Here is a 20,047-nt window from a genome sequence, read left to right as displayed (position 1 = left end):
ATATATTATAGAATTGTTATAGGTAAGAATTGTTTATTTGAAGTAGGTTTACAAATGTAAATATACAAATGTTTTAATCTGAATATTCGTAAATTTACATTTGTATCTACAATAATAAACACAGATATAGACCTGATTAGAATTATAAATGTATACATTTATATATGTTCTATATTGATTATATTATTGTATAATCTCTATTTAATATGATATAAACCAGTAAAATATGATCATTTTATAAAGTAATACATTAACTATATGATAGATTAGGGGCGGGTAGGGGGTACAATCCTAAATTTAGGCTTAAATACGGATATATATGAATATTTTATATGCTTATAGCCATCACTTTAAGATAATATTTTAAAGTTTTACTTTAATATGATATTTATGATTATTTACTAGTTTACAATTGTATTGTTTATCTTTATATATTCATATATTACATTTGTAAAGTATATTTTTATAATTATATATTTCGTTTTCTAAATAAATTGTTTATATTTGTAACATGGTATTTAGAAGTTACACTTATATATAAATAAGTCATTTTGTCAGTAATTTACATATTATGAAAGCAAGGATCGAAGAAATAATGAGACATGAAAGACTTACGTCTACCAGTTTTGCAGATATGATAGGTATACAACGTGCCGCTATGTCTCATATACTAAAAGAAAGAAATAATGTAAGCATTGATGTGTATAAGAAAATTCTTGATAAATTTAAATATGTGGATCCGGACTGGTTATTATCGGGAGTTGGAAGTATGATGCGGAATACCCCACCTACCAGTTCGCCCAAACAACAGGATTTATTTGAAAGTAACCCTCAAAATTTGCCCGAAAATCGACCCAAAGTACAGGACGCTCCCGAATATCGCCCGAAAATGGAGGTTGAGAAGCCTCAAATTGAGGGTAAAGACCTTTTTACAGAGGTAGTTATACCAAAAAAAACTGAGTCGAGAATTATTAGCAAAATTATGATATATTACACCGATAATACGTTTGAAACATTTATTCCCGAAAAAAACGAGAAAGACTGAGCCTGCTACTACAAACTATTGTACGAATCATGTATCTTTGTATTCGATTTGATATTGATATACTTTAATATATGAAGAAGTACATGCTTGACATGAAGGTGACTGAAAACAAGGACCTTCATTCTAATTATTGCCTGCTGAAACTGACTTCCGACGAGAAATTGCCCGAAATGCTTCCGGGACAATTCGTGCAAGTACAGGTAGACAGGTCTCCCACAACTTTTCTTCGCCGCCCTATTTCCATAAACTTCTATGACAAAGAGAAAAACGAAGTTTGGCTGCTTGTACAGAAAATTGGCGACGGAACCAGAGCCATGGCCAGATACAAACCCGGCGATACGATGAATTTGTTGCTTCCGCTGGGAAATAGTTTCAGCATTCCTGGAATAAAGTCAGAAAAGTCCCTATTGATCGGAGGCGGTGTAGGAATGGCGCCGATGCTCTTTCTGGGAAATTACCTGAAAAAGGAAGCCGGAGTAGAACCAACCTTTTTACTGGGTGCCCGTTCTCAAAAGGACTTGATACAGCTGGATGATTTCCGTAAACTCGGCAGCGTACTTATCACAACAGAAGACGGTTCTATCGGTGATAAAGGATATGTTACCGACCATCATATACTGACTAAAGTACGTTTTCACCGGATTTACACCTGCGGGCCCAAACCCATGATGATGGCGGTTGCCCGATACGCGGTTTCGCAATCTATCCCATGCGAGGTATCCCTTGAAAACACAATGGCTTGCGGTATAGGTGCCTGCCTGTGCTGCGTAGAACAAACCACCAAAGGACATGTTTGTGTATGCACGGAAGGTCCTGTTTTTAACATAGACAAATTAAAATGGCAGATTTAAGAGTAAATATAGGCAACTTGCCACTGAAAAATCCGGTGATGACAGCTTCCGGAACCTTTGGATATGGTACGGAATATGCTGATTTCATGGATATTGAACGATTGGGAGGTATATTTGTAAAAGGGACCACCATTGAACATCGCGAAGGCAATCCTTATCCCCGGATGGCCGAAACCCCGGCCGGTATGCTAAATGCCGTAGGGCTTCAAAACAAAGGGGCGGACTACTTTGTAGACCATATATATCCCAAAATCAAGGATTATAATACACATATGATTGTAAATGTAAGTGGTTCATCGATAGAATCGTATGTGGAATGCGCCGAAAAAATAGCCGCTCTGGAACAGATCCCTGCCATAGAGCTGAATATTTCGTGCCCGAATGTAAAGCAAGGAGGCATGGCTTTTGGGGTAACTTGTGCCGGAGCAGCAGAAGTAGTACGCGCCGTACGCAAGGTATATCCTAAGGTACTTATTGTAAAACTTTCTCCTAATGTAACAGACATTACCGAGATTGCCAAGGCTGTAGAAACTGAAGGAGCCGACGCTGTTTCGCTGATAAACACCTTGTTGGGAATGGCTATTGACCCGATGAAAAGGAAACCTATATTATCTACAATAACCGGCGGCCTTTCCGGACCATGCGTTAAACCCATCGCCCTGCGAATGGTATGGCAAACCTATAAAGCCGTAAAAATTCCTATCATCGGACTGGGAGGTATCTCCAACTGGAAAGATGCCGTAGAATTTATGCTTGCCGGAGCAACTGCCATACAAGTAGGTACTTACAATTTCATCGATCCCACCGCTTCCGTCAAAATAATCAACGGATTGAATGCATATTGCGATCAATTCGGCTTTAAGTCAGTTTCCGAACTTACCGGGGCACTGGAGGTTTGATGAAGTTTATTCTATCGTAAGGACGGCTGGGCAATGGTCTGAGTGCTCGGCATCGTTCAGGATGTAAGCATCAGTTATCCGCGACTTCATCGGTTCGTTTACCATGCAGTAGTCGATACGCCATCCTTTGTTGTTCATCCTTGCATTGGCGCGGTAACTCCACCAGGTATACTGTTGTTTTTCAGGATTTTTGTAGCGGAAGGTGTCGATGAAACCGCTGTTTAGGAAGCCTGTCATCCATTCGCGTTCTTCGGGTAAAAAACCGCTGCTTTTGGCGTTTCGTATCGGATCGTGAATGTCGATGGGTTCGTGACAAATATTATAGTCGCCGCACAATATTAAGTGGGGACGTGTTTTCTGCAACTCCAATACATACTTCTGAAAAGCATCCAGCCACTCCATCTTGAAACTCTGGCGTTCGTCTCCACTGGTTCCCGAAGGATGATAAACGCTTACGATAGAGACATCTCCAAAATCGGCACGAAGGAATCTTCCCTCATTATCATACTTTTCAATACCCATTCCCACCTCTACATGATCGGGCTTCTTTTTGGTAAGAATAGCAACGCCGCTATAACCTTTCTTCTGCGCGCTGAACAGATAGACATAATAGCCCAGTCCGGTAAAGGCTTCGGAAGGAAATTGGTCGGGCTGCAATTTTGTTTCCTGTATGCAAAGTACATCCGGATTTTCAGTTGCCAACCAATCCGTAAACCCCTTATTCACTGCGGCTCTCAGGCCATTTACGTTGTATGTAATGATCTTCATTTCTAACTACATTTATAATTTCAAACTTCAAATATAACAACTTACTTCAGAATTTGTTATGTTTGTTGATAAAATATAGATAGTAGGATATGATAGAGAATTTAGTAGAACAATTAGATATAATACTGAATAGTACGGAAATAACTCCATACACTGCTTTGGCCAGGCTTCTTATCAGCTGTTTTTTGGGCGCCATTATCGGCATTGAGCGCCAGTTCAGGCGCCGGGATGCCGGGATGCGGACGTTTACCTTGATCTGTGTAGGTTCAACTGCCGCTATGCTGATATCGATATGGATTCCGCAGACCTACACCAACTTCCTGAACGGGGATCCGGGACGTATTGCTGCACAGGTACTTACGGGGATTGGTTTTCTGGGAGCAGGTGCTATCATACAAAGCCATGGCAGCGTGCACGGGCTGACTACCGCCGCCTGTATCTGGGTGATGGCTGTTATCGGACTGGCTGTGGGTGCGGGAATGTTCCTTCCGGCCGGTATTACTACACTGGTTGCTTTATTTATCCTGCTTTCGCTGGAGCGGGTGGAAAAACGGATGTACCTCGACGGAGTAAACAAGATAATGACCATTACCTGCTCTACCTCCACGCCTGATTTCAAGGAAATTCGGAGGATTTTGGTGAAGAATAATGTCTTTATCGTAAGTGTCTCTTACGACAATATATACGAAAAGGATATGGCCATTGTTACCTACAAGGTAAACCTGAAATCCATATCCTCTTATACTGAGTTATTCAGCGAAATACGTAGTTTGGGGTATATTTCGCAAATCAAGCTGATGGCTTAAAAGACGTAATCTACGCAAGCCCGGTCTGCCTTTACCGGAGCGATGCAGTTTTTAGTAACCTCTACATGTTCGGGATGGTTGGCGTAAACAGCCAGGTCTTCCAGCGACTTAAACTCTGTAGTCAGGATAAGATCCCAGGTTTCGGCAGGGTTTACGTTGAAGTCTACGCTGATATGTAATAAGATATCGATCCGGCCTTTCAGGGCTTCCAGGCGGGTTTTAATCTCTTCTATTTTTGTCTGCTTTTCGGCTTGAGTAGCAAACTCCTTCAATTTGAACATTACGATATGTCTGATCATATTTGCTTGAAATTTAGTTTTTTATATCTGTTCGTTTAAATAAGAATCCTTATATCCGAGGAAATACAACACACCGTCGAGTCCGATGGTAGAGATAGACTGTTGGGCGGTTTCCTTCACTTTGGGTTTGGCATGGAAAGCAATCCCCAGGCCTGCAATACTAATCATCGGCAGGTCGTTAGCTCCGTCACCAACAGCCACTGTCTGGCGGATGTCCACATTTTCAACCTGAGAAATCAAGCGTAACAGCTCCGCTTTCCGCTTTCCATCAACGATATCGCCAATATGTCGTCCGGTTAGTTTTCCGTCTACAATCTCCAACTCATTGGCATATACATAGTCGATACCATACTTCTGTTTCAGATAGTTACCGAAATAAGTGAATCCTCCCGAGAGGATAGCAATTTTGAAACCAACCTTTTTAAGAATGTGCATCAAACGTTCAACCCCTTCGGTAATCGGTAAATTCTCGGCAATTTCCTGCATAACAGAGACATCCAAGCCCTTTAGTAAGGCGCAACGTTCGCGAAAACTTTCGGCAAAATCGATTTCCCCACGCATGGCTGATTCGGTGATGGCTCTTACCTGCTCACCAACGCCTGCCCGCTCTGCCAGTTCGTCAATCACCTCTGTTTTGATCAGGGTTGAGTCCATATCAAAACAAATCAGGCGACGCATCCGGCGATACATACTGTCTTCCTGGAAAGAGATATCCATTTCCAATTCGGAAGAGAGTTCCAGAAAAGCCAACTGCATCTGCTCCCTGTTTTTGGGTGTACCTCTGACTGAAAATTCCACACTGGCCTTAGGCGTACGCTGCGTTTCATCAAGGGGGATACGTCCGGTCAAACGGCGGATATCGTCAATGTTCATCCCCTGGTCGGCAACAATGCGGGTAACACTGGCGATCTGTCTGGCAGAAAGCTTGCGCCCCAGAATGGTGATGATGTAACGATTTTTTCCCTGTAAACCAACCCATTCGGTATATTGCTTTTCCGAAATAGGATTGAAACGAATATTCACGTCTAATTCATAGCTCTTGAACAACAGATCTTTTAAGATATCCCCCGAGTCACCTTCCGTACTCTGGAAAAGGATACCTAATGAAAGGTTATTGTGTATATCAGCCTGGCCGATATCCAATATTAAAGCATTCTTTTTAGCTAATATTTCGGTAAGAGCAGCAGTTACTCCCGGACGATCGGGGCCACTGATGTTGATAAAGATTATCTCACTTTTCTGTGACATATTTAATTGATTTTGGGACAAAGTTAAAAAGTTATAGGTAATATCTCTCTAAATTGCCTGCAAAATCAAAACCATTTGATCTTCTTGAATATATAGAAAGCCATTGCTGAAAAGAAAAGTGACGCGATAATGATCACTATAAACCCGTATGGTAATTCCTCGGCATAATTAATAATATTCATCCCGTAAAAGCTGGCTATAAGCGTAGGTACCATCAAGATAATAGAGATGGACGTCATGCGTTTCATGATGGTGTTTACATTGTTGGAGATAACGGAAGCAAAGGCATCCATCGTGCCGGTAAGGATATCGCTGTATATATTCACGGTATTATGTGCCTGCTTCAGCTCTGTGTCTACATCTTCCAGCAATTCGGAATCAATGCGAAAGGCCGGTTCCTGAAAGATACTTTGTAGTTTATTAAACATCACTTCATTGCCCCGGATAGAGGTATTAAAGTAAACCAGGCTTTTCTGAAGATTCATCAGGTGGAGCAAGTCTTCATTCCTGATACTTTTGGCCAGAGCATTCTCGGCGTCCGTTACTTCATTATTGATCTTTTTCAGGTATTTAAGGAACCAGACAGCCGAAGAGTGGATCAGACGCATGATCAGCTCGTATTTATTCCGGATCAGGACACCTTTTCGACGGGTATGAAGAATGAAATCCTTTACTACATCTGTCCGGTAATAGCACAAGGTTACGATTACATCATCATTCGTCATAATACCAATAGGCACAGTAGTATAGGGAATAGACTTTCCGTTTTCTACTATCGGGATACGTAAGATAGTTAATAGCCAATTTCCTTCATGCTCTACGCGGGGACGTTCGTCCGTATCTTCAATATCGGCAATAAATGATTCGGGAACCTTCAGTTCTTCGGTAAGATAAAGGATATCATCCTGTGTGGGAGTTTCTACTTTTATCCAGCTGTTGGGCAGCCAGTGGTCTTTTTCAACAAAGCCCGTAACTTCGCTATAAAGAAAACTTCTCATATTCGCCTCTTTTTTTGTACACAGAGGGACATGAAAAGCCTCTCTGTATCACTAATTAATACTTTTTAATCTACTTCGCGGGATTGTGTCGTCCATAATTCTTAATTACTTTTTACAAATGCAAAGGTACAAAAAATGACTCAAACCCAAATAAAAGCACTAAATTTGATGCGCTAAAAACAAACCAGAATGGCTGAAGGGACTAGAAATACAGGAAGAAGTAAACAAAAGACAATCGTTGTACCGGAAATGGGGCGCCTGCAACCACAGGCCAGGGAGCTTGAAGAGGCCGTACTCGGCGCATTAATGCTCGAAAAAGACGCCTATTTTATCATTAGTGATATCCTGAAACCGGAGTGCTTCTACGAAAAAGCACATGAAACGATCTATTCGGCGATTGTAGACCTGGCTGTCAGCCAGCGCCCTATCGACATGCTTACCGTAACGGATCAGCTAAAGAAACGTGGCGATCTGGATGCTGTAGGCGGGCCCTTCTACATCTCGCAACTCACCAGCAAAGTAGCCAGTAGCGCGCACATTGAATATCATGCCCGTATCATTGCACAGAAGTTTCTTGCCAGAGAGTTGATCTCCTTTACAGCCTCTATTCAGGGACAAGCATTCGACGAATCGATAGACGTAGACGACCTGATGCAGCTGGCCGAAGCTCGCTTGTTTGAGATATCTCAGCAAAACGTAAAGAAGGACGTAACACAGATCAACCCCGTTATTGGCGAAGCCATCGAACTGATCAAAAAAGCAGCCGAACAGCCGGAAGGTTTAAGTGGCCTGCGATCAGGATTTCATGGTTTGGATAAGATGACACACGGCTGGCAAAATTCAGACCTGGTGATCATCGCAGCCCGTCCCGCCATGGGTAAAACGGCCTTCGTATTGTCTATGGCCAAAAACATGGCCGTTCAGCACAATACACCAGTAGCCCTCTTTTCATTGGAAATGAGTAACGTACAGCTGGTAAACCGTTTGATTGTCAACATTACGGAGATTACGGCAGATAAGATCAAAAGCGGACGCCTGGAGAAGTACGAATGGGAGCAGCTGGACTTTAAACTGGCAGGCCTGTACGACGCTCCGATCTATATTGACGATACCCCCAGTTTATCCGTCTTTGAATTAAGGACAAAGGCACGCCGCCTGGTGCGTGAACATCATGTAAGATGTATCATTATTGACTATTTACAGTTGATGAATGCCAGCGGAATGAACTTTGGTAGCCGCGAACAGGAGGTGAGTATGATTTCCCGCTCGCTAAAAGGGCTTGCCAAAGAGCTGAACATCCCGATTATCGCGCTTTCGCAGCTAAACCGTGGTGTAGAGAGCCGTCAGGGAGAAGGAAAACGCCCGCAGCTGGCCGACCTTCGTGAATCCGGAGCCATTGAGCAGGATGCCGATATGGTTTGCTTCATACACCGTCCGGAATACTATAAAATCACAGAAGATGAGAGGGGAAACTCGCTGATAGGGATGGCCGAAATTATTATCGCCAAGCATCGTAACGGAGCAACCGGAGATGTGCGTCTACGCTTCAAAGGCGAATACGCCAAGTTCATCAATGTGGATGAAGACATCCCTGTACGCGAATTTGCATCGTCTATCGGCGCGGAAGCAGACCATGCACAACCCATTCCGCCTGCCGGACCCGATTTTCTGGCTCAAACCAACAACGATTATCCCTTCTGATAAATCTATATGTATAAAGGTGAGATCATTTCGCTCGGTGTAGCCGTTTCCTGGACGATTACAGCCCTTTTCTTCGAGTTTGCAGGTAAGCGCATGGGCTCGCTCAGTTTGAACATTATACGGCTTGGAATGGCCTTTCTGATGCTAGGTATCACCTTGTTGATCTTTACCGGTCAGTTTATCCCCTGGGATGCGGGCTATGAAGCCTGGTTTTGGTTGGCAGTATCAGGTTTTATCGGGTATGTATTAGGCGATTACTGCTTGTTCAGTTCCTACATACTGATCGGCTCCCGCTTCGGACAGCTCTTTATGACTTTATCGCCTCCTTCCGCCGCCCTGGCAGGTATGTTTATCCTGGGAGAGCGCATGAATGCACATGCCATCGCCGGTATGTTCGTCACGATGTTCGGAATTGGCCTCTCCATCATCGGACGAAGCAGTAAAGAATCAAAAAAATTACAATTCAACCTCCCGCTGAAAGGTATCCTTTTCGGCATAGGGGCAGGTGTAGGGCAAGGTGTAGGACTTGTATTCAGCAAATTAGGGATGGAGTACTATATGCAAACCATAGACACCAGCAACGCAACAGCCGTATTCATGGTACCTTTCGCTTCCACACAAATCAGAGCGATAGTAGGGCTACTGGGCTTTCTTATTATCATACTCTGGTCCGGAAAAGGAGCCGCATTTATCAAAGCCTTCAGAGACAATAAAGCTATGGGAGCCGCAACAGTAGGCACATTCTTCGGCCCCTTCATAGGTGTTTCCTTTTCGCTAATGGCCGTTCAGTATACCGAAGCAGGCATTGCCTCCACACTCATGGCCCTGACTCCCATACTCATCCTCATACCATCTTATTTCTTCTTCAAACAAAAAGTAACCCCCAAAGAAACCCTCGGCGCCATCATCAGCGTAATAGGCGTATCCTTGTTCTTCCTATAAAAATTCAGACGCAAGCAATTAAAAATAGGTTGTTACCTAAAAATAATAGCTCACGTCTGAATTCACAATGGCTCGTTAGCCATTTTCAATGTTCAATTACCACTTTGTGAGTGTCACATTGCGGAACTGGATGTCTTTTCCTTCGCTTTGGAGGCCGATATGGCCGGATTTTACTTTGTTGTTTCCGGTGTTTTGATATACGCCGTTGATGTAGACGGTTATCGTTCCGTTTTTTACGAAAATATTAGCCTCATTCCATTCGCCAACGGGTTTCTCGCTCGATGGATTCGCTTTCTTTACTACAGGGAAGGCAGGACGTGCTTCGCCCGGACGTTGCAGAAATTCTACCAGATCAGATCCGCCCAGACAGACAAAATCCCCGGCATTTCCAGCAGCCAGCTGACATTCGATACCATTGGGGAATGGATTTTTCACATCTTCGATCAACAGGAAAATCCCACTATTGGTAGCTTCCTGAGGCCAACGCCATTCTACATGTAGCTTAAAGTTATCGTATTTTTCCTTCGTGTACATATAGCCAAACGGGTTTCCGGCAATATGGATCATACCATCTTTTACCGAATAGACCTGATCGGCAGGCACTGCATTCTTATCTACAATAAAATCCCAATTAGAGAGGTTTTTCCCATTAAACAGTTTAATTACCTGTTGAGCATTCGATTCACTGGTAACACAAAACAGAGCGCCACAGATAAGCGCCAGTAAAAGCATACTTTTCTTCATGATCATTTTCAGTTATATTGAACTTATTAAGTATATTAGATTTACTAAGTCTATTAAGTCACTCCATCAAGTTACGATAACGTACGCGTTTGGGCTCTTCATATCCCGATTGCTTCTTCTTATATTCTTCATACTCTGAATAGGAACCTTCATAATATACCACATTAGAATTGCCTTCAAAAGACAGGATATGTGTACAGATACGGTCGAGGAACCAACGGTCGTGCGAGATAACGACAGCGCAACCGGCAAAGTTTTCCAAACCTTCTTCCAGTGCACGTAAGGTGTTCACGTCTATATCGTTGGTAGGTTCGTCTAAGAGCAACACATTGGCTTCTGCCTTCAAGGTAAGCGCCAGATGGAGTCTGTTACGTTCACCACCGGACAATACGCCGCAAAGTTTTTCCTGATCGCCTCCGGAGAAGTTAAACTTAGACAGGTAAGCACGCGAATTGATCTCTTTTCCTCCCACGCGGATGAACTCCTGACCACCGGAAATAACCTGGTAGACCGTCTTATTCGGGTCGATATCTTTATGTGTCTGGTCTGCATATCCCAAAGCCACTGTTTCACCCACTTCAAACGTTCCTTTATCAATGCTTTCCATTCCCATAATCATCTTGAAAAGCGTTGTTTTTCCAGCACCATTCGGCCCGATAACGCCTACAATACCGTTAGGAGGAAGCATAAAGTTCAGATCATCAAACAGTAGTTTGTCACCAAAAGCCTTAGCTACCTGCTGCGCTTCGATCACCTTATTACCCAGGCGAGGGCCATTCGGGATAAAGAGTTCCAGCTTGGCTTCCCGTTCTTTCTGGTCTTCATTCAGCAATCGTTCATACGAATTCAGACGGGCTTTACCTTTGGCCTGGCGAGCCTTAGGAGCCATATTGATCCATTCCAACTCGCGCTCCAACGTCTTCCGGCGCTTGCTGACTTGTTTTTCCTCCTGAGCCATCCGCTTAGTCTTCTGATCCAGCCAAGATGAGTAGTTACCTTTCCAGGGGATGCCTTCGCCACGATCCAGCTCCAGAATCCAGCCGGCTACATGGTCCAGGAAGTAGCGGTCGTGCGTAATACAGATCACGGTTCCCTCATACTGCTGCAAATGCTGTTCCAGCCAGTCGATAGACTCGGCGTCCAGGTGGTTGGTAGGCTCATCTAGCAACAATACATCTGGCTTCTGGAGTAATAAACGACACAGAGCAATCCGCCTGCGTTCGCCACCGGAAAGGGTATCCACCAGCTGATCTTCCGGAGGGCAACGGAGGGCATCCATCGCGCGCTCCAGGCGGCTGTCTATATTCCAGGCGTCGGCAGCATCTATCTGATCCTGTAATTCAGCCTGACGGGTGATTAATTTATCCATTTTGTCCGGATCGTCCAATACTTCCGGATCAGCAAACTTTTCATTTACTTCTTCAAACTCTTTCAGCAAGTCTACAATACCCTGTACACCTTCCTGTACAATCTCTTTAACCGTCTTACCTGCTTCCAGTTGCGGATCCTGTTCCAGGTAACCGACTGAATATCCGGGAGAGAATACCACTTCACCCTGATATTCCTTCTCAATACCGGCTATAATCTTCAGCAAAGTAGATTTACCGGAGCCATTCAAACCGATAATACCGATTTTCGCTCCATAAAAGAAAGAAAGATAAATGTTTTTAAGAACTTGTTTTTGAGGTGGATAGATTTTATTTACACCCACCATTGAGAAAATAATCTTTTTGTCGTCTGCCATAGTTTTATATAATTCAATATTATTTCGTCAGCTATTTTTCATTTGCAGACAAAGATAACCAAAATAACAAGTAGTAGGAGAGAGGCCTGGTGTTTGTATATAAAAAATTGACTTTAGAGTGCTTAAAAATATGTTTTAAAACACCTATTTGTTAAACATGGTTAATAAAGAAGATTTTATCGTCGAAAGATTATGCTGTATAACATAAAGTGCTTATATTTGCAATGTGTTTTTCATGGTATTAGATTTAAGGTTAACAATGAAGATTGGTTGTCGCGATGACAACCTTTTCTTTTTTATATACTTATCTTTGTACCCAGTTTAAATCTAGAATGAATAATGAAACGAATTTTTTGCCCAAAATGTGATAATCAGCTGTCTTTTGATGAAACCAAGTATCCGGAAGGAAAAGTATTGGCTTTTGTTTGCCCACAATGCACACATCAGTTTAAAATCCGCCTGGGAAGGAAGATTGTGCGCTCTAAATCCGGTGAAGAGAAGGAAGTAAAAGAGCCTGATTTTACATATGGCTTTATACGTGTAATAGAAAATAACTTCGGATTTAAGCAGGATCTGCCTCTTGTATTGGGAGATAACGTTATCGGACGCAGAAATAAAGATACCGATGGGGTAGACATCCCCATCATTACCAGCGACCCCAGTATGGGCCGCAAACACTGCATAATAAACGTAAAACAAAAATCAGAAGACGAGATAATCTATACCTTACGCGACTATCCAAGCCTGACCGGCACATTCCTCAAAAACGTATGCCTTGGCAAAAACGAACAAGTCCGCTTAGACAACGATGACATCATAACCATCGGTGCCACCACATTTATATTGAAAGCCAAAGACTCAGAATAGGAGGTATATAAATCCCTGTTACAGTCGTAAATTTGCTTTCTTATATTTTCTATTAAACATAATCGTAATTATAAAAATCAACGGTCGTTTTGCGAGACAAGCCTGATTAAACCGTTATTTTAGTCCAATCGGAAAAAAGTTTCACCGTGGTGAGAATTTTTTCTCACCCGCATGAGAACTTTTTCTCAACGGCATGAGATTTTTTTCTCATCCAGATGAAACTTTTAGTTTTTTGAATAAAAAAAAGCCCGTATAGAACTTCACAGTTACATACGGACCAAACAAATAACAAACTCTACTTATATGAAAAAACAAATACTACTACTTACTTTATATATGATAAAAAAGAATTTTCTTTTTATATTTTATCCCTCTTTTTATCATATAACAGTAGAATGAGTAAATTGGTTTAATATTTATCCTAAATAAATGTTAATTCTTACCTGTTTGTATCATGAATGTAAAACAAGCAAAGGAGTATCTGTATGAAACAGCATTTTACGGGCAATACCGGGATTGAACATCCGGGCAAGAATATTCCGTCGATGCGTTGTAAGAGCGATCAAATCTATCTGTTTATCACGTACAAACTTCTCTATAGACAATAGAAGATCGCCATCGTCTAACACAGTATAAGCAATGTCTGCTTTGGGGTATTGTTTTGCAAAATAATCTTTTATACCCGACAAACGGATTTCATTCCATTCGTCTTTACTGGTCGATATATTAAACAGATGTATCTTAATATCAAAGCCTTTCATCAGATCCATGAATGTATCAAAGGCCACCAGATCGCGTTGGTTGAAAGAAGTGGCAAAAGCTATTTGCTTAGCCTTCCGAAGGTCTTCAAACGGTACATTTTCAGGAATAGCCAGTACCGGAACCTTGTTTATTTCTATGATTTCGCCAGTTACACTTCCTATCAAATCCATATCCTTCTGGTTCTTCCCACGCGTACCCATGACTATCAGCGTAGGATGATACTCTTTGCTATAGGATAAGATTTCTTCTTCGGGCAATCCTTCGCGTAAGGTGTAATCGTACTTTACCTCAGGAAGTTCGCCTGACTTCATTTTGCGATTGATCATCGTGCAGATATTCTCCATGTCTGTTTTCACACGTTTGAGTATATTTTGCACTGAATCTTCCTCATTTACCTGATAGGCTAATGTATCGCCAAAAGGGATTGCCGTAGGGAAATACGGACTGAAATAGGCATGCAGAATCATCACCTCCGCCCCTATCTTATGTGCATAATTAATACCAAAATCACAGGCTTTCATCGAATAGTCCGAAAAATCTATGGGTATTAACACTTTCTTTTCACGGTTTGAGGTAATCTCTTCATGTGTTTCTTCAAGCCATTTGCTGTCTTCAATAATACGCAGGGCATGAGGCAAATCGCTTTCTTTAATCCTCACTCTGACACCTGCCGATACCACCGGCTGAATCTGATTGACATTATGAATATACACTTCTATTCCTTCTGTTTCGAGGATTGTCTTCAGTATTTGCGCTTTTTCAAACGTGTGAATAGCTAATGTGACAAGCTTTTCTTCTTTGTTTTCCATATGCATATATCTTATTGGTATATTTAATAAAACAATTGAAATATAGGGAAAGTTGATGAAATAAAAAAATCCCAAAGCTTATCTTCTTTTATGCTTCGGGATTTTTTATAAACTTCTGAATTTCTTTAAGCTTCGGGCGCAGTTGGTATACGACTTTCATCAAGTATTTCCAACGCACGCTCTAATATTGAAGTATCATTTAAAACTACCAAACCACCATCAGGTCCCGGTTCAATATGTACTCCACAACTCTTGCCTTCTCTAAAATTCTGTCCGCCGAAATAATTACGAACGGTTTCAACTGACACTCCCAACTCGTCGGCAATACGGTGGGAGGTACCATCAGGCAAGCTGTCTTTGATTCTGCGTAATTCGTTAAATGTGATCGTTTTTGTCATGGCTCCAATATTTTGAAGGTTAATACTAAATGTTAATTATATAATGCCACTAACTTAGTGATTATATGCAAGAGGAGCAAATAAAATGCCGGAATTTAACATGCTTTACGGCATGAAACAAAGTGAAATTATCGTAAAAAAGCAGTTAGCGACACATTAAACAATAATAGATTCAAAACTGTAAATAGAATGCCAAAAACGATAAGCAGTTTTTGAGGTTTAGAGTAGAGTAATTGAGGGGGCTTCTCCCCTGCCCCATCCACAATGCGGGCTCTAGCAAACAGGTATAATTTATACACAAGAAAACCAAATAATAAGCCTGCAAGCATACCAGGTATAATGTCCGAAATGAAATGTACTCCCAAATATACACGCGAATAAGCGGTTAATCCGGCCCATAGAAACATAGCCCAGGAAAAAATAGTATAACGGAAAAGCAGGGATATAAATATCGCAAAACCAAAAGCATTGGCCGCATGGCTGGAAATAAAGCCATAACGACCTCCCCTATAGCCAAATACGACGTCTACCTGATTCATAAAATCCGGGTGATGCGTGGGGCGGAAACGGGTAAACAAGGGTTTACAGATAGAGGAAGCAAACTGATCACACAAGGTGATTACCAAAGCAATAGCCAGCAAGATAAGTAAGGATTCGCGCCAGTTTTTTTTGTAGATAAGGATAACAAGGATTAGAACCGCCAACGGCAGCCAGACAACCTTTCCCGTATACAGCCACATAAAGCGGTCGAAGAAAGGCGAGTCGCTGCCATTAAGCATAAAGAACATCTCACGTTCATAGTGTAAAATATCTTCTAGCATTATCAGATAATTTCAATGTCTTTTCCTGGCATCCAACCTACGTTTCCATCTTCCAGTTCTATTTCGTTCCAAGCTCCTAAGGAGCTTTTAACAAAGACCTTTGTGCCTTCGTGAAGGATAAACAAGTCTGTACCACTGGCATCCGGCGAACTTTTTACAGTTACCGTAGGAGAAAACACAATAGCAGATGTTCGGTTTACTATTTCACTTTTTTGATTTTTGGCAAATATATTAGCAAAAATTACAACTAGCAAGCATACAATTCCCAGGTAAAAGCCTACTTTCTTCATCCGTATCCATCGGGAGAAGAAGAACAACAACAGGCTGAAGATAAACAACAGAAAGCTCACTATGCCCAGTATAGCCCAGGAATTAGCACTTCCCATGTTCTGGATATTATCATACCATCTAACCAGAAAGAACTCGCCCAGCGGCTCTATTTTGTCAACCGTACGCATCCGTGCCATTTGCAGATTAAAACGAATGTCTGCATCCCCCGGATCAAGCAGTAAAGCTCTTTCATAGTTAAGAATAGCCGAGGCTACTCCCCCATCTTTATAATAAGCATTACCCAGGTTGTAATAGATTTCAGCCGAAGCGCCATTATCTTTCAGAATTTCTTCATATAATTCGATGGCTTTAGCATAATTCTCCTGAGCATAAGCCGTTTCTGCTTCTTTGATCATAGTATCCTGAGCATAGACATTCCATGCCAGAGCTTGTATAAACAAAAAGCAAACGATTCTCTTTATATATAGACTTGTCTTCATTATTCTTACTTTTTAATCGTATTTTCCATTTCTCCAATGGCATCAACCGTCAATTCGTACAGCTTATCCATAGCATCAGAGGCCTGAGAGGGTGCATAACGAGCAAACTCACACGTATTTAAGATGTCCATAAATTCGTTAATCAAGGTCTCTCCCACTCCATATTTTGTCAGTTCAACCTCTACATTGTCTTTCGTTAGATTAGACTGTGGAATATTCAGTTTATCACTCAGATATCCCCATAGTGCGCGAAGCACCTCGTCGTAAAATTCTTCTTTTTTGTTCTCTTTGAGTAGCTTTCCTGCGTTTTTCAGCCGGCGGACAGCCATTTTATTCGCTTTCTTGGTGCGAACCAAAGCGATGTTGGCATTTTCTTTTACCTGCTTACGATAGATAAAGAAAAAGACAATAAAGAGCAATGCCGGAATCAAATAACACAGATAGTACATGAATGAACCGAAGAAAATCTCATCATTCGATACAAAATTGACTCCTTTAACCTTCAGATAACGAATATCTTGTCCTAAATATTTTACACTTTCCCGGTTATTGAAGTTGGAAACAACAGGGCCTCCTCCCTCTCCTCCTTCACCTTTTTCAACATGCAGCTTATAGGCTTCGGTAGAGGTTGTTTTATAAGTACCCGATTTAACATCAAAATAGGAAAAGTGAACGGCCGGGATCTCGAAATCGCCTGCATAGCGTGGAATAGCCATGTATTCAATCGTTTTCGTACCTGTCACCCCGGCGGTAGTAGTACGGGTGTTATTTTTTTCTACTTTAGGATCATAAATGTCAAAATCGTTCGGGAAAACCACCTCCGGATTCTTGATCAGGCGTATATTCCCGGTTCCTGAAATAGCAACTTTTATAGTAACAGCTTCATTCGCTTTTACGTTATTGGAATTAATGGTAGATGTCATCTTAAAATCACCTACCGCATTGGCGTAGGAAGCCGGTTTTCCACTAGGAAGTGGCTTTACATCAATGGTAACCGGAGTAGTTGTTAATGTTTTATTTACATCCCGATAGCTATCGAAGAAATCGTCGAAAATACTCCGTACAGGTTGTTGGGTACGGACCCGTACCCGTACATCAAACTTCCCGGCATCAATCGTTAACTTACCCGAACGTTGGGGGTATAAAACCGTTTGCCTTAATATGACGGCATAATAGTTCGTACCTTTGTAGTTTTCCATCGTCCACTGCTTATTTTCCGGCAGTTCTATCTCTTGCGCCAGAAAGCCTTCAAATTCCGGAAATTTCACATCCGAAAGCCCTACTTGCGGGTCTCTGGAATACAACTTGAATGTAACAAGAAAACCCTCTTGCTCATACACATTCCGCTTGGAAGCATTGATTGTAAAAAAGATATCTTTATCACTGACTCCGGAAGATGCAGAAGCAGCATTGCTTTGAGCCGCATCATCAGTCTTATCAGGAGGAAGTACCTTTATAACCAAGGCATTGGATGTATAATTGGAGTTATTGACCTTGATCGTAGCCGGGGCAATATTGAATGTTCCTTCGTTCTTGGCCAACAATACATAGGTATAGGTAACAGTCGTTTCACTGGCACTCTTTCCATTTACCCAGCTTGAGCTATATGATTTAGATTGAGAAGGGCCAAAAAGGACTTCAAAGTCAGGCATTTCCTGTACCCGTAGATCTTTTCCTTCCGCATTTACCGTAAAAGTTAGTTGAAATTGCTGTCCCATAACGACAGCATTAGGAGCAGAAGCCTTAAAAACAACATCATTTGCCGCTTCTGCCGTTAATCCGATTAATAAGGGTAAAAAGAATAAGAAAAATAATTTCCTCATTATATTGTCATTTTTTAAATTTCATACTACCACTCTTTATCCGTTCTGCGCCGCTGTTGCTGTTCAGCTTGGGCTTTCTTTACTTTTTCCTGAGTGTCTTTTTCGTCTTGTAGAAAAGCATCCAATATTTGCTGAGCATTATCCTGGCTCATCTGTTCATTCTGTTGCTGTTCCTCCTGCGTTTTGTCTTCTTTCTGATCATCTTGTTGCTGTTGCTGCTGGTCTTGTTGATCCTGGTTCTGATCTTGATCCTGCTGATCATCTTTGTTTTGTTGATCCTGGTCCTGATCTTGATTTTGCTGATCATCCAACAGTTTTTGCGCCAAGGCTAAGTTATAGCGGGTTTCATCATCTTTCGGGTTCAAACGAAGGGATTGCTTATAGGCTTCAACGCTCTTGGCATATTCTTTATTTTTCATGCCAATATTACCCAAGTTATGGAATACCTGTGACAGGCGTCCCGCATTTCTCTGATCATCCTGCAAGAGCTTCTCTGCCTGGCCTGCAATCAACTGGTACTGCTCGGCTGCTTCGGGAAATTTCTCTTGCTTATAAAGTGCATCGCCCAGGTTGAATGTTCCCTCTATAGAACGCGGATTCACCTCCAGGCCTTTCCGATAGGCAATTTCTGCCTCCGTATATTTTTCCTGATTATATAGCTTATTTCCTTCACGCACATTCTTTCGTTCCGCTTTTTGTGCAAAAATCGAACCTGTGCAAACAACTAACAAAAAGGAAAATAACTTTACTTTCCTGAATATCCTGTTCTTACGATCCAATGTAAGGAACTCAATAATCAACAGGAATAAGGCAATCCAGGCTAGTGTCTGAAACTGTTCATCATACTCTGAATAGATCTTACTATCCAACTCTGTCTTATTCATCTTGTCTATTTCATTTTGTAAAGCTTTCAAGGCTGAATTGGTATTATCGGCACGAACATACATACCTTGTCCGGCTGCCGCTATTTCCTGGCACATTTGCTCATTCAGCTTGGTTACAACCACATTACCCTCTTTATCTTTCATGAAATTATTATTGCCTCCGATAGGGATTGGCGCACCGTTTGGCTGTCCCATTCCAACAATATTCACACGTATCCCCTTTTCTGCTGCCTTAGTAGCTGCTCCTATTGCATCATCCTCATGGTTCTCACCATCTGTTATCAGAATGATCGTTTTTTCCGAAGATTCATTCGGAGTGAAAGAGCGGACAGCCAGATTAATAGCTGCACCAATGGCTGTTCCCTGCGTGGAAACCATGCTTGGATTGATAGAAGAAAGGAATATTTTAGCCGAAATATAGTCGGAAGTGATAGGTAACTGAGTAAAAGCATCACCCGCAAAGACAATCAATCCCACCTTATCATTTGAAAATCCGTCTGTTAAACGGGATAACATCTGTTTGGCTTTCTCCAAACGATTGGGTGCCACATCTTCTGCAAGCATGGAATTGGAAACGTCCAGACAGACCATTATTTCTACTCCCTGCCGCTTAACTGTCTCCAGTTTTGAGCCAAACTGAGGACCCGCAATAACAAATATAACTACTGATATAGCAGCAAATAATAACCAAAATTTCCAATGTTGGCGCTTAGGTGATACCTCGGGCATCAGTTCGGCCAACAGTTCCGGATTACCATATTTCTTAATCGCTCTCCGCTTACTCAGGTTAGAATATACATAGAATATAATCAATACCGGAAGTATGAAAAGCAAATACAAATAATCAGGGTTTGCAAAACGAAACATA

19 protein-coding genes and 1 pseudogene are annotated in these 20,047 nt (G+C 41.8%); 7 read left to right on the top strand and 13 right to left on the bottom strand.

All coding sequences use genetic code 11. The annotated features are described in order from the left end of the window. The first annotated feature begins 571 nt into the window (after nt 1-571). The 3 genes from M2470_RS01285 to M2470_RS01275 all read left to right on the top strand — a co-directional run bounded on the left by M2470_RS01285 (nt 572) and on the right by M2470_RS01275 (nt 2,795). Nucleotides 572-1,045 carry a helix-turn-helix transcriptional regulator gene (locus M2470_RS01285; RefSeq protein WP_280743117.1) on the top strand — a complete coding sequence of 158 codons (474 nt, stop codon included), beginning with the start codon at nt 572-574 and terminating at the stop codon, nt 1,043-1,045. Between the two features lie 71 nt (nt 1,046-1,116). Then, entirely contained in the window at nt 1,117-1,896 is a 780-nt protein-coding gene (locus M2470_RS01280; RefSeq protein ID WP_280743118.1) for a dihydroorotate dehydrogenase electron transfer subunit, read from the top strand. Beyond that, nucleotides 1,884-2,795: a dihydroorotate dehydrogenase gene (locus M2470_RS01275; RefSeq protein ID WP_280743119.1), complete on the top strand. Its 912-nt coding sequence runs from the start codon at nt 1,884-1,886 to the stop codon at nt 2,793-2,795. The genes M2470_RS01280 and M2470_RS01275 overlap by 13 nt, the downstream gene beginning before the upstream one ends. A 6-nt stretch (nt 2,796-2,801) precedes the next feature. Here the strand turns inward: M2470_RS01275 and M2470_RS01270 are convergent, their stop codons facing one another. Further along, nucleotides 2,802-3,563, bottom strand: coding sequence for an exodeoxyribonuclease III (locus M2470_RS01270; RefSeq protein WP_280743120.1), 762 nt, complete (start codon nt 3,561-3,563; stop codon nt 2,802-2,804). A gap of 89 nt (nt 3,564-3,652) precedes the next feature. On the opposite strand from M2470_RS01270, the gene M2470_RS01265 reads away from it, so the two are divergent. Continuing rightward, entirely contained in the window at nt 3,653-4,369 is a 717-nt protein-coding gene (locus M2470_RS01265; RefSeq protein ID WP_280743121.1) for an MgtC/SapB family protein, read from the top strand. On the opposite strand, the gene M2470_RS01260 is transcribed toward M2470_RS01265, so the two are convergent. From M2470_RS01260 to M2470_RS01250, 3 genes are all read right to left on the bottom strand, one after another. Beyond that, entirely contained in the window at nt 4,366-4,668 is a 303-nt protein-coding gene (locus M2470_RS01260) for a Dabb family protein (RefSeq protein WP_280743122.1), read from the bottom strand. The two genes, M2470_RS01265 and M2470_RS01260, sit on opposite strands and share 4 nt — an antisense overlap. A 21-nt stretch (nt 4,669-4,689) precedes the next feature. Then, the gene (gene serB / locus M2470_RS01255) at nt 4,690-5,916 is read right to left on the bottom strand and encodes a phosphoserine phosphatase SerB (RefSeq protein ID WP_280743123.1); all 1,227 of its coding nucleotides are present in this window, start codon (nt 5,914-5,916) and stop codon (nt 4,690-4,692) included. 65 nt (nt 5,917-5,981) lie between these two features. Beyond that, complete coding sequence (locus tag M2470_RS01250; RefSeq protein ID WP_280743124.1) at nt 5,982-6,914, bottom strand: magnesium transporter CorA family protein; 933 nt, start codon at nt 6,912-6,914, stop codon at nt 5,982-5,984. 189 nt (nt 6,915-7,103) lie between these two features. Here M2470_RS01250 and dnaB point away from each other — a divergent pair, with 189 nt between their 5' ends. Together dnaB and M2470_RS01240 are read left to right on the top strand one after the other, a co-directional pair. Next, complete coding sequence (gene dnaB, locus M2470_RS01245; RefSeq protein WP_280743125.1) at nt 7,104-8,615, top strand: replicative DNA helicase; 1,512 nt, start codon at nt 7,104-7,106, stop codon at nt 8,613-8,615. 9 nt (nt 8,616-8,624) lie between these two features. Next, on the top strand, nt 8,625-9,557 hold the full coding sequence (locus M2470_RS01240) for a DMT family transporter (protein ID WP_280743126.1): 933 nt from the start codon (nt 8,625-8,627) through the stop codon (nt 9,555-9,557). Between the two features lie 96 nt (nt 9,558-9,653). Here the strand turns inward: M2470_RS01240 and M2470_RS01235 are convergent, their stop codons facing one another. Then, the gene (locus M2470_RS01235; RefSeq protein ID WP_280743127.1) at nt 9,654-10,301 is read right to left on the bottom strand and encodes a DUF1080 domain-containing protein; all 648 of its coding nucleotides are present in this window, start codon (nt 10,299-10,301) and stop codon (nt 9,654-9,656) included. A gap of 58 nt (nt 10,302-10,359) precedes the next feature. Continuing rightward, complete coding sequence (gene ettA / locus M2470_RS01230; protein ID WP_280743128.1) at nt 10,360-12,045, bottom strand: energy-dependent translational throttle protein EttA; 1,686 nt, start codon at nt 12,043-12,045, stop codon at nt 10,360-10,362. Between the two features lie 339 nt (nt 12,046-12,384). Between ettA and M2470_RS01225 the strand changes: the two genes are divergently transcribed. Then, nucleotides 12,385-12,912 (top strand): FHA domain-containing protein, encoded by a 528-nt coding sequence (locus M2470_RS01225; protein ID WP_280743129.1) that lies wholly within the window; start codon nt 12,385-12,387, stop codon nt 12,910-12,912. A gap of 452 nt (nt 12,913-13,364) precedes the next feature. On the opposite strand, the gene M2470_RS01220 is transcribed toward M2470_RS01225, so the two are convergent. The 7 genes and pseudogenes from M2470_RS01220 to M2470_RS01190 all read right to left on the bottom strand — a co-directional run. After that, nucleotides 13,365-14,483 (bottom strand): universal stress protein, encoded by a 1,119-nt coding sequence (locus M2470_RS01220; protein WP_280743130.1) that lies wholly within the window; start codon nt 14,481-14,483, stop codon nt 13,365-13,367. A gap of 125 nt (nt 14,484-14,608) precedes the next feature. Further along, entirely contained in the window at nt 14,609-14,881 is a 273-nt protein-coding gene (locus M2470_RS01215; protein ID WP_280743131.1) for a DNA-binding protein, read from the bottom strand. A gap of 128 nt (nt 14,882-15,009) precedes the next feature. Next, entirely contained in the window at nt 15,010-15,702 is a 693-nt protein-coding gene (locus tag M2470_RS01210; RefSeq protein ID WP_280743132.1) for a phosphatase PAP2 family protein, read from the bottom strand. A gap of 2 nt (nt 15,703-15,704) precedes the next feature. After that, complete coding sequence (locus M2470_RS01205; protein WP_280743133.1) at nt 15,705-16,472, bottom strand: tetratricopeptide repeat protein; 768 nt, start codon at nt 16,470-16,472, stop codon at nt 15,705-15,707. A 5-nt stretch (nt 16,473-16,477) separates the two neighbouring features. Continuing rightward, nucleotides 16,478-18,295: a BatD family protein gene (locus M2470_RS01200; protein WP_280743134.1), complete on the bottom strand. Its 1,818-nt coding sequence runs from the start codon at nt 18,293-18,295 to the stop codon at nt 16,478-16,480. Between the two features lie 26 nt (nt 18,296-18,321). Beyond that, a complete protein-coding gene (locus tag M2470_RS01195) occupies nt 18,322-19,056 on the bottom strand; it encodes a tetratricopeptide repeat protein (RefSeq protein WP_348524206.1) in 735 nt (244 codons plus the stop codon). Continuing rightward, a pseudogene (locus M2470_RS01190) lies at nt 19,030-20,046 on the bottom strand (VWA domain-containing protein); the annotation flags it as partial. The gene M2470_RS01195 and the pseudogene M2470_RS01190, both read right to left, overlap by 27 nt. Between the last annotated feature and the right edge of the window lies 1 nt (nt 20,047).

The organism is Parabacteroides sp. PH5-46, assembly GCF_029892785.1.
Taxonomy (GTDB): domain Bacteria; phylum Bacteroidota; class Bacteroidia; order Bacteroidales; family Tannerellaceae; genus DFXE01.
The sequence above is the reverse complement of the archived record's forward strand: the minus strand, read 5'-3'. Positions and strand labels throughout refer to the sequence as shown.

Excerpts from the sequence above, each read along its gene's own strand:
- M2470_RS01205 (WP_280743133.1), bottom strand. The coding sequence starts at position 16,472 with ATGAAGACAAGTCTATATATAAAGAGAATCGTTTGCTTTTTGTTTATA.
- M2470_RS01240 (WP_280743126.1), top strand. The coding sequence starts at position 8,625 with ATGTATAAAGGTGAGATCATTTCGCTCGGTGTAGCCGTTTCCTGGACG.
- serB (WP_280743123.1), bottom strand. The coding sequence starts at position 5,916 with ATGTCACAGAAAAGTGAGATAATCTTTATCAACATCAGTGGCCCCGAT.
- M2470_RS01265 (WP_280743121.1), top strand. The coding sequence starts at position 3,653 with ATGATAGAGAATTTAGTAGAACAATTAGATATAATACTGAATAGTACG.
- M2470_RS01225 (WP_280743129.1), top strand. The coding sequence starts at position 12,385 with ATGAAACGAATTTTTTGCCCAAAATGTGATAATCAGCTGTCTTTTGAT.
- M2470_RS01220 (WP_280743130.1), bottom strand. The coding sequence starts at position 14,483 with ATGGAAAACAAAGAAGAAAAGCTTGTCACATTAGCTATTCACACGTTT.
- dnaB (WP_280743125.1), top strand. The coding sequence starts at position 7,104 with ATGGCTGAAGGGACTAGAAATACAGGAAGAAGTAAACAAAAGACAATC.
- M2470_RS01270 (WP_280743120.1), bottom strand. The coding sequence starts at position 3,563 with ATGAAGATCATTACATACAACGTAAATGGCCTGAGAGCCGCAGTGAAT.
- M2470_RS01250 (WP_280743124.1), bottom strand. The coding sequence starts at position 6,914 with ATGAGAAGTTTTCTTTATAGCGAAGTTACGGGCTTTGTTGAAAAAGAC.
- M2470_RS01275 (WP_280743119.1), top strand. The coding sequence starts at position 1,884 with ATGGCAGATTTAAGAGTAAATATAGGCAACTTGCCACTGAAAAATCCG.
- M2470_RS01200 (WP_280743134.1), bottom strand. The coding sequence starts at position 18,295 with ATGAGGAAATTATTTTTCTTATTCTTTTTACCCTTATTAATCGGATTA.
- M2470_RS01215 (WP_280743131.1), bottom strand. The coding sequence starts at position 14,881 with ATGACAAAAACGATCACATTTAACGAATTACGCAGAATCAAAGACAGC.
- M2470_RS01260 (WP_280743122.1), bottom strand. The coding sequence starts at position 4,668 with ATGATCAGACATATCGTAATGTTCAAATTGAAGGAGTTTGCTACTCAA.
- M2470_RS01280 (WP_280743118.1), top strand. The coding sequence starts at position 1,117 with ATGAAGAAGTACATGCTTGACATGAAGGTGACTGAAAACAAGGACCTT.
- M2470_RS01210 (WP_280743132.1), bottom strand. The coding sequence starts at position 15,702 with ATGCTAGAAGATATTTTACACTATGAACGTGAGATGTTCTTTATGCTT.
- M2470_RS01285 (WP_280743117.1), top strand. The coding sequence starts at position 572 with ATGAAAGCAAGGATCGAAGAAATAATGAGACATGAAAGACTTACGTCT.
- M2470_RS01235 (WP_280743127.1), bottom strand. The coding sequence starts at position 10,301 with ATGAAGAAAAGTATGCTTTTACTGGCGCTTATCTGTGGCGCTCTGTTT.
- ettA (WP_280743128.1), bottom strand. The coding sequence starts at position 12,045 with ATGGCAGACGACAAAAAGATTATTTTCTCAATGGTGGGTGTAAATAAA.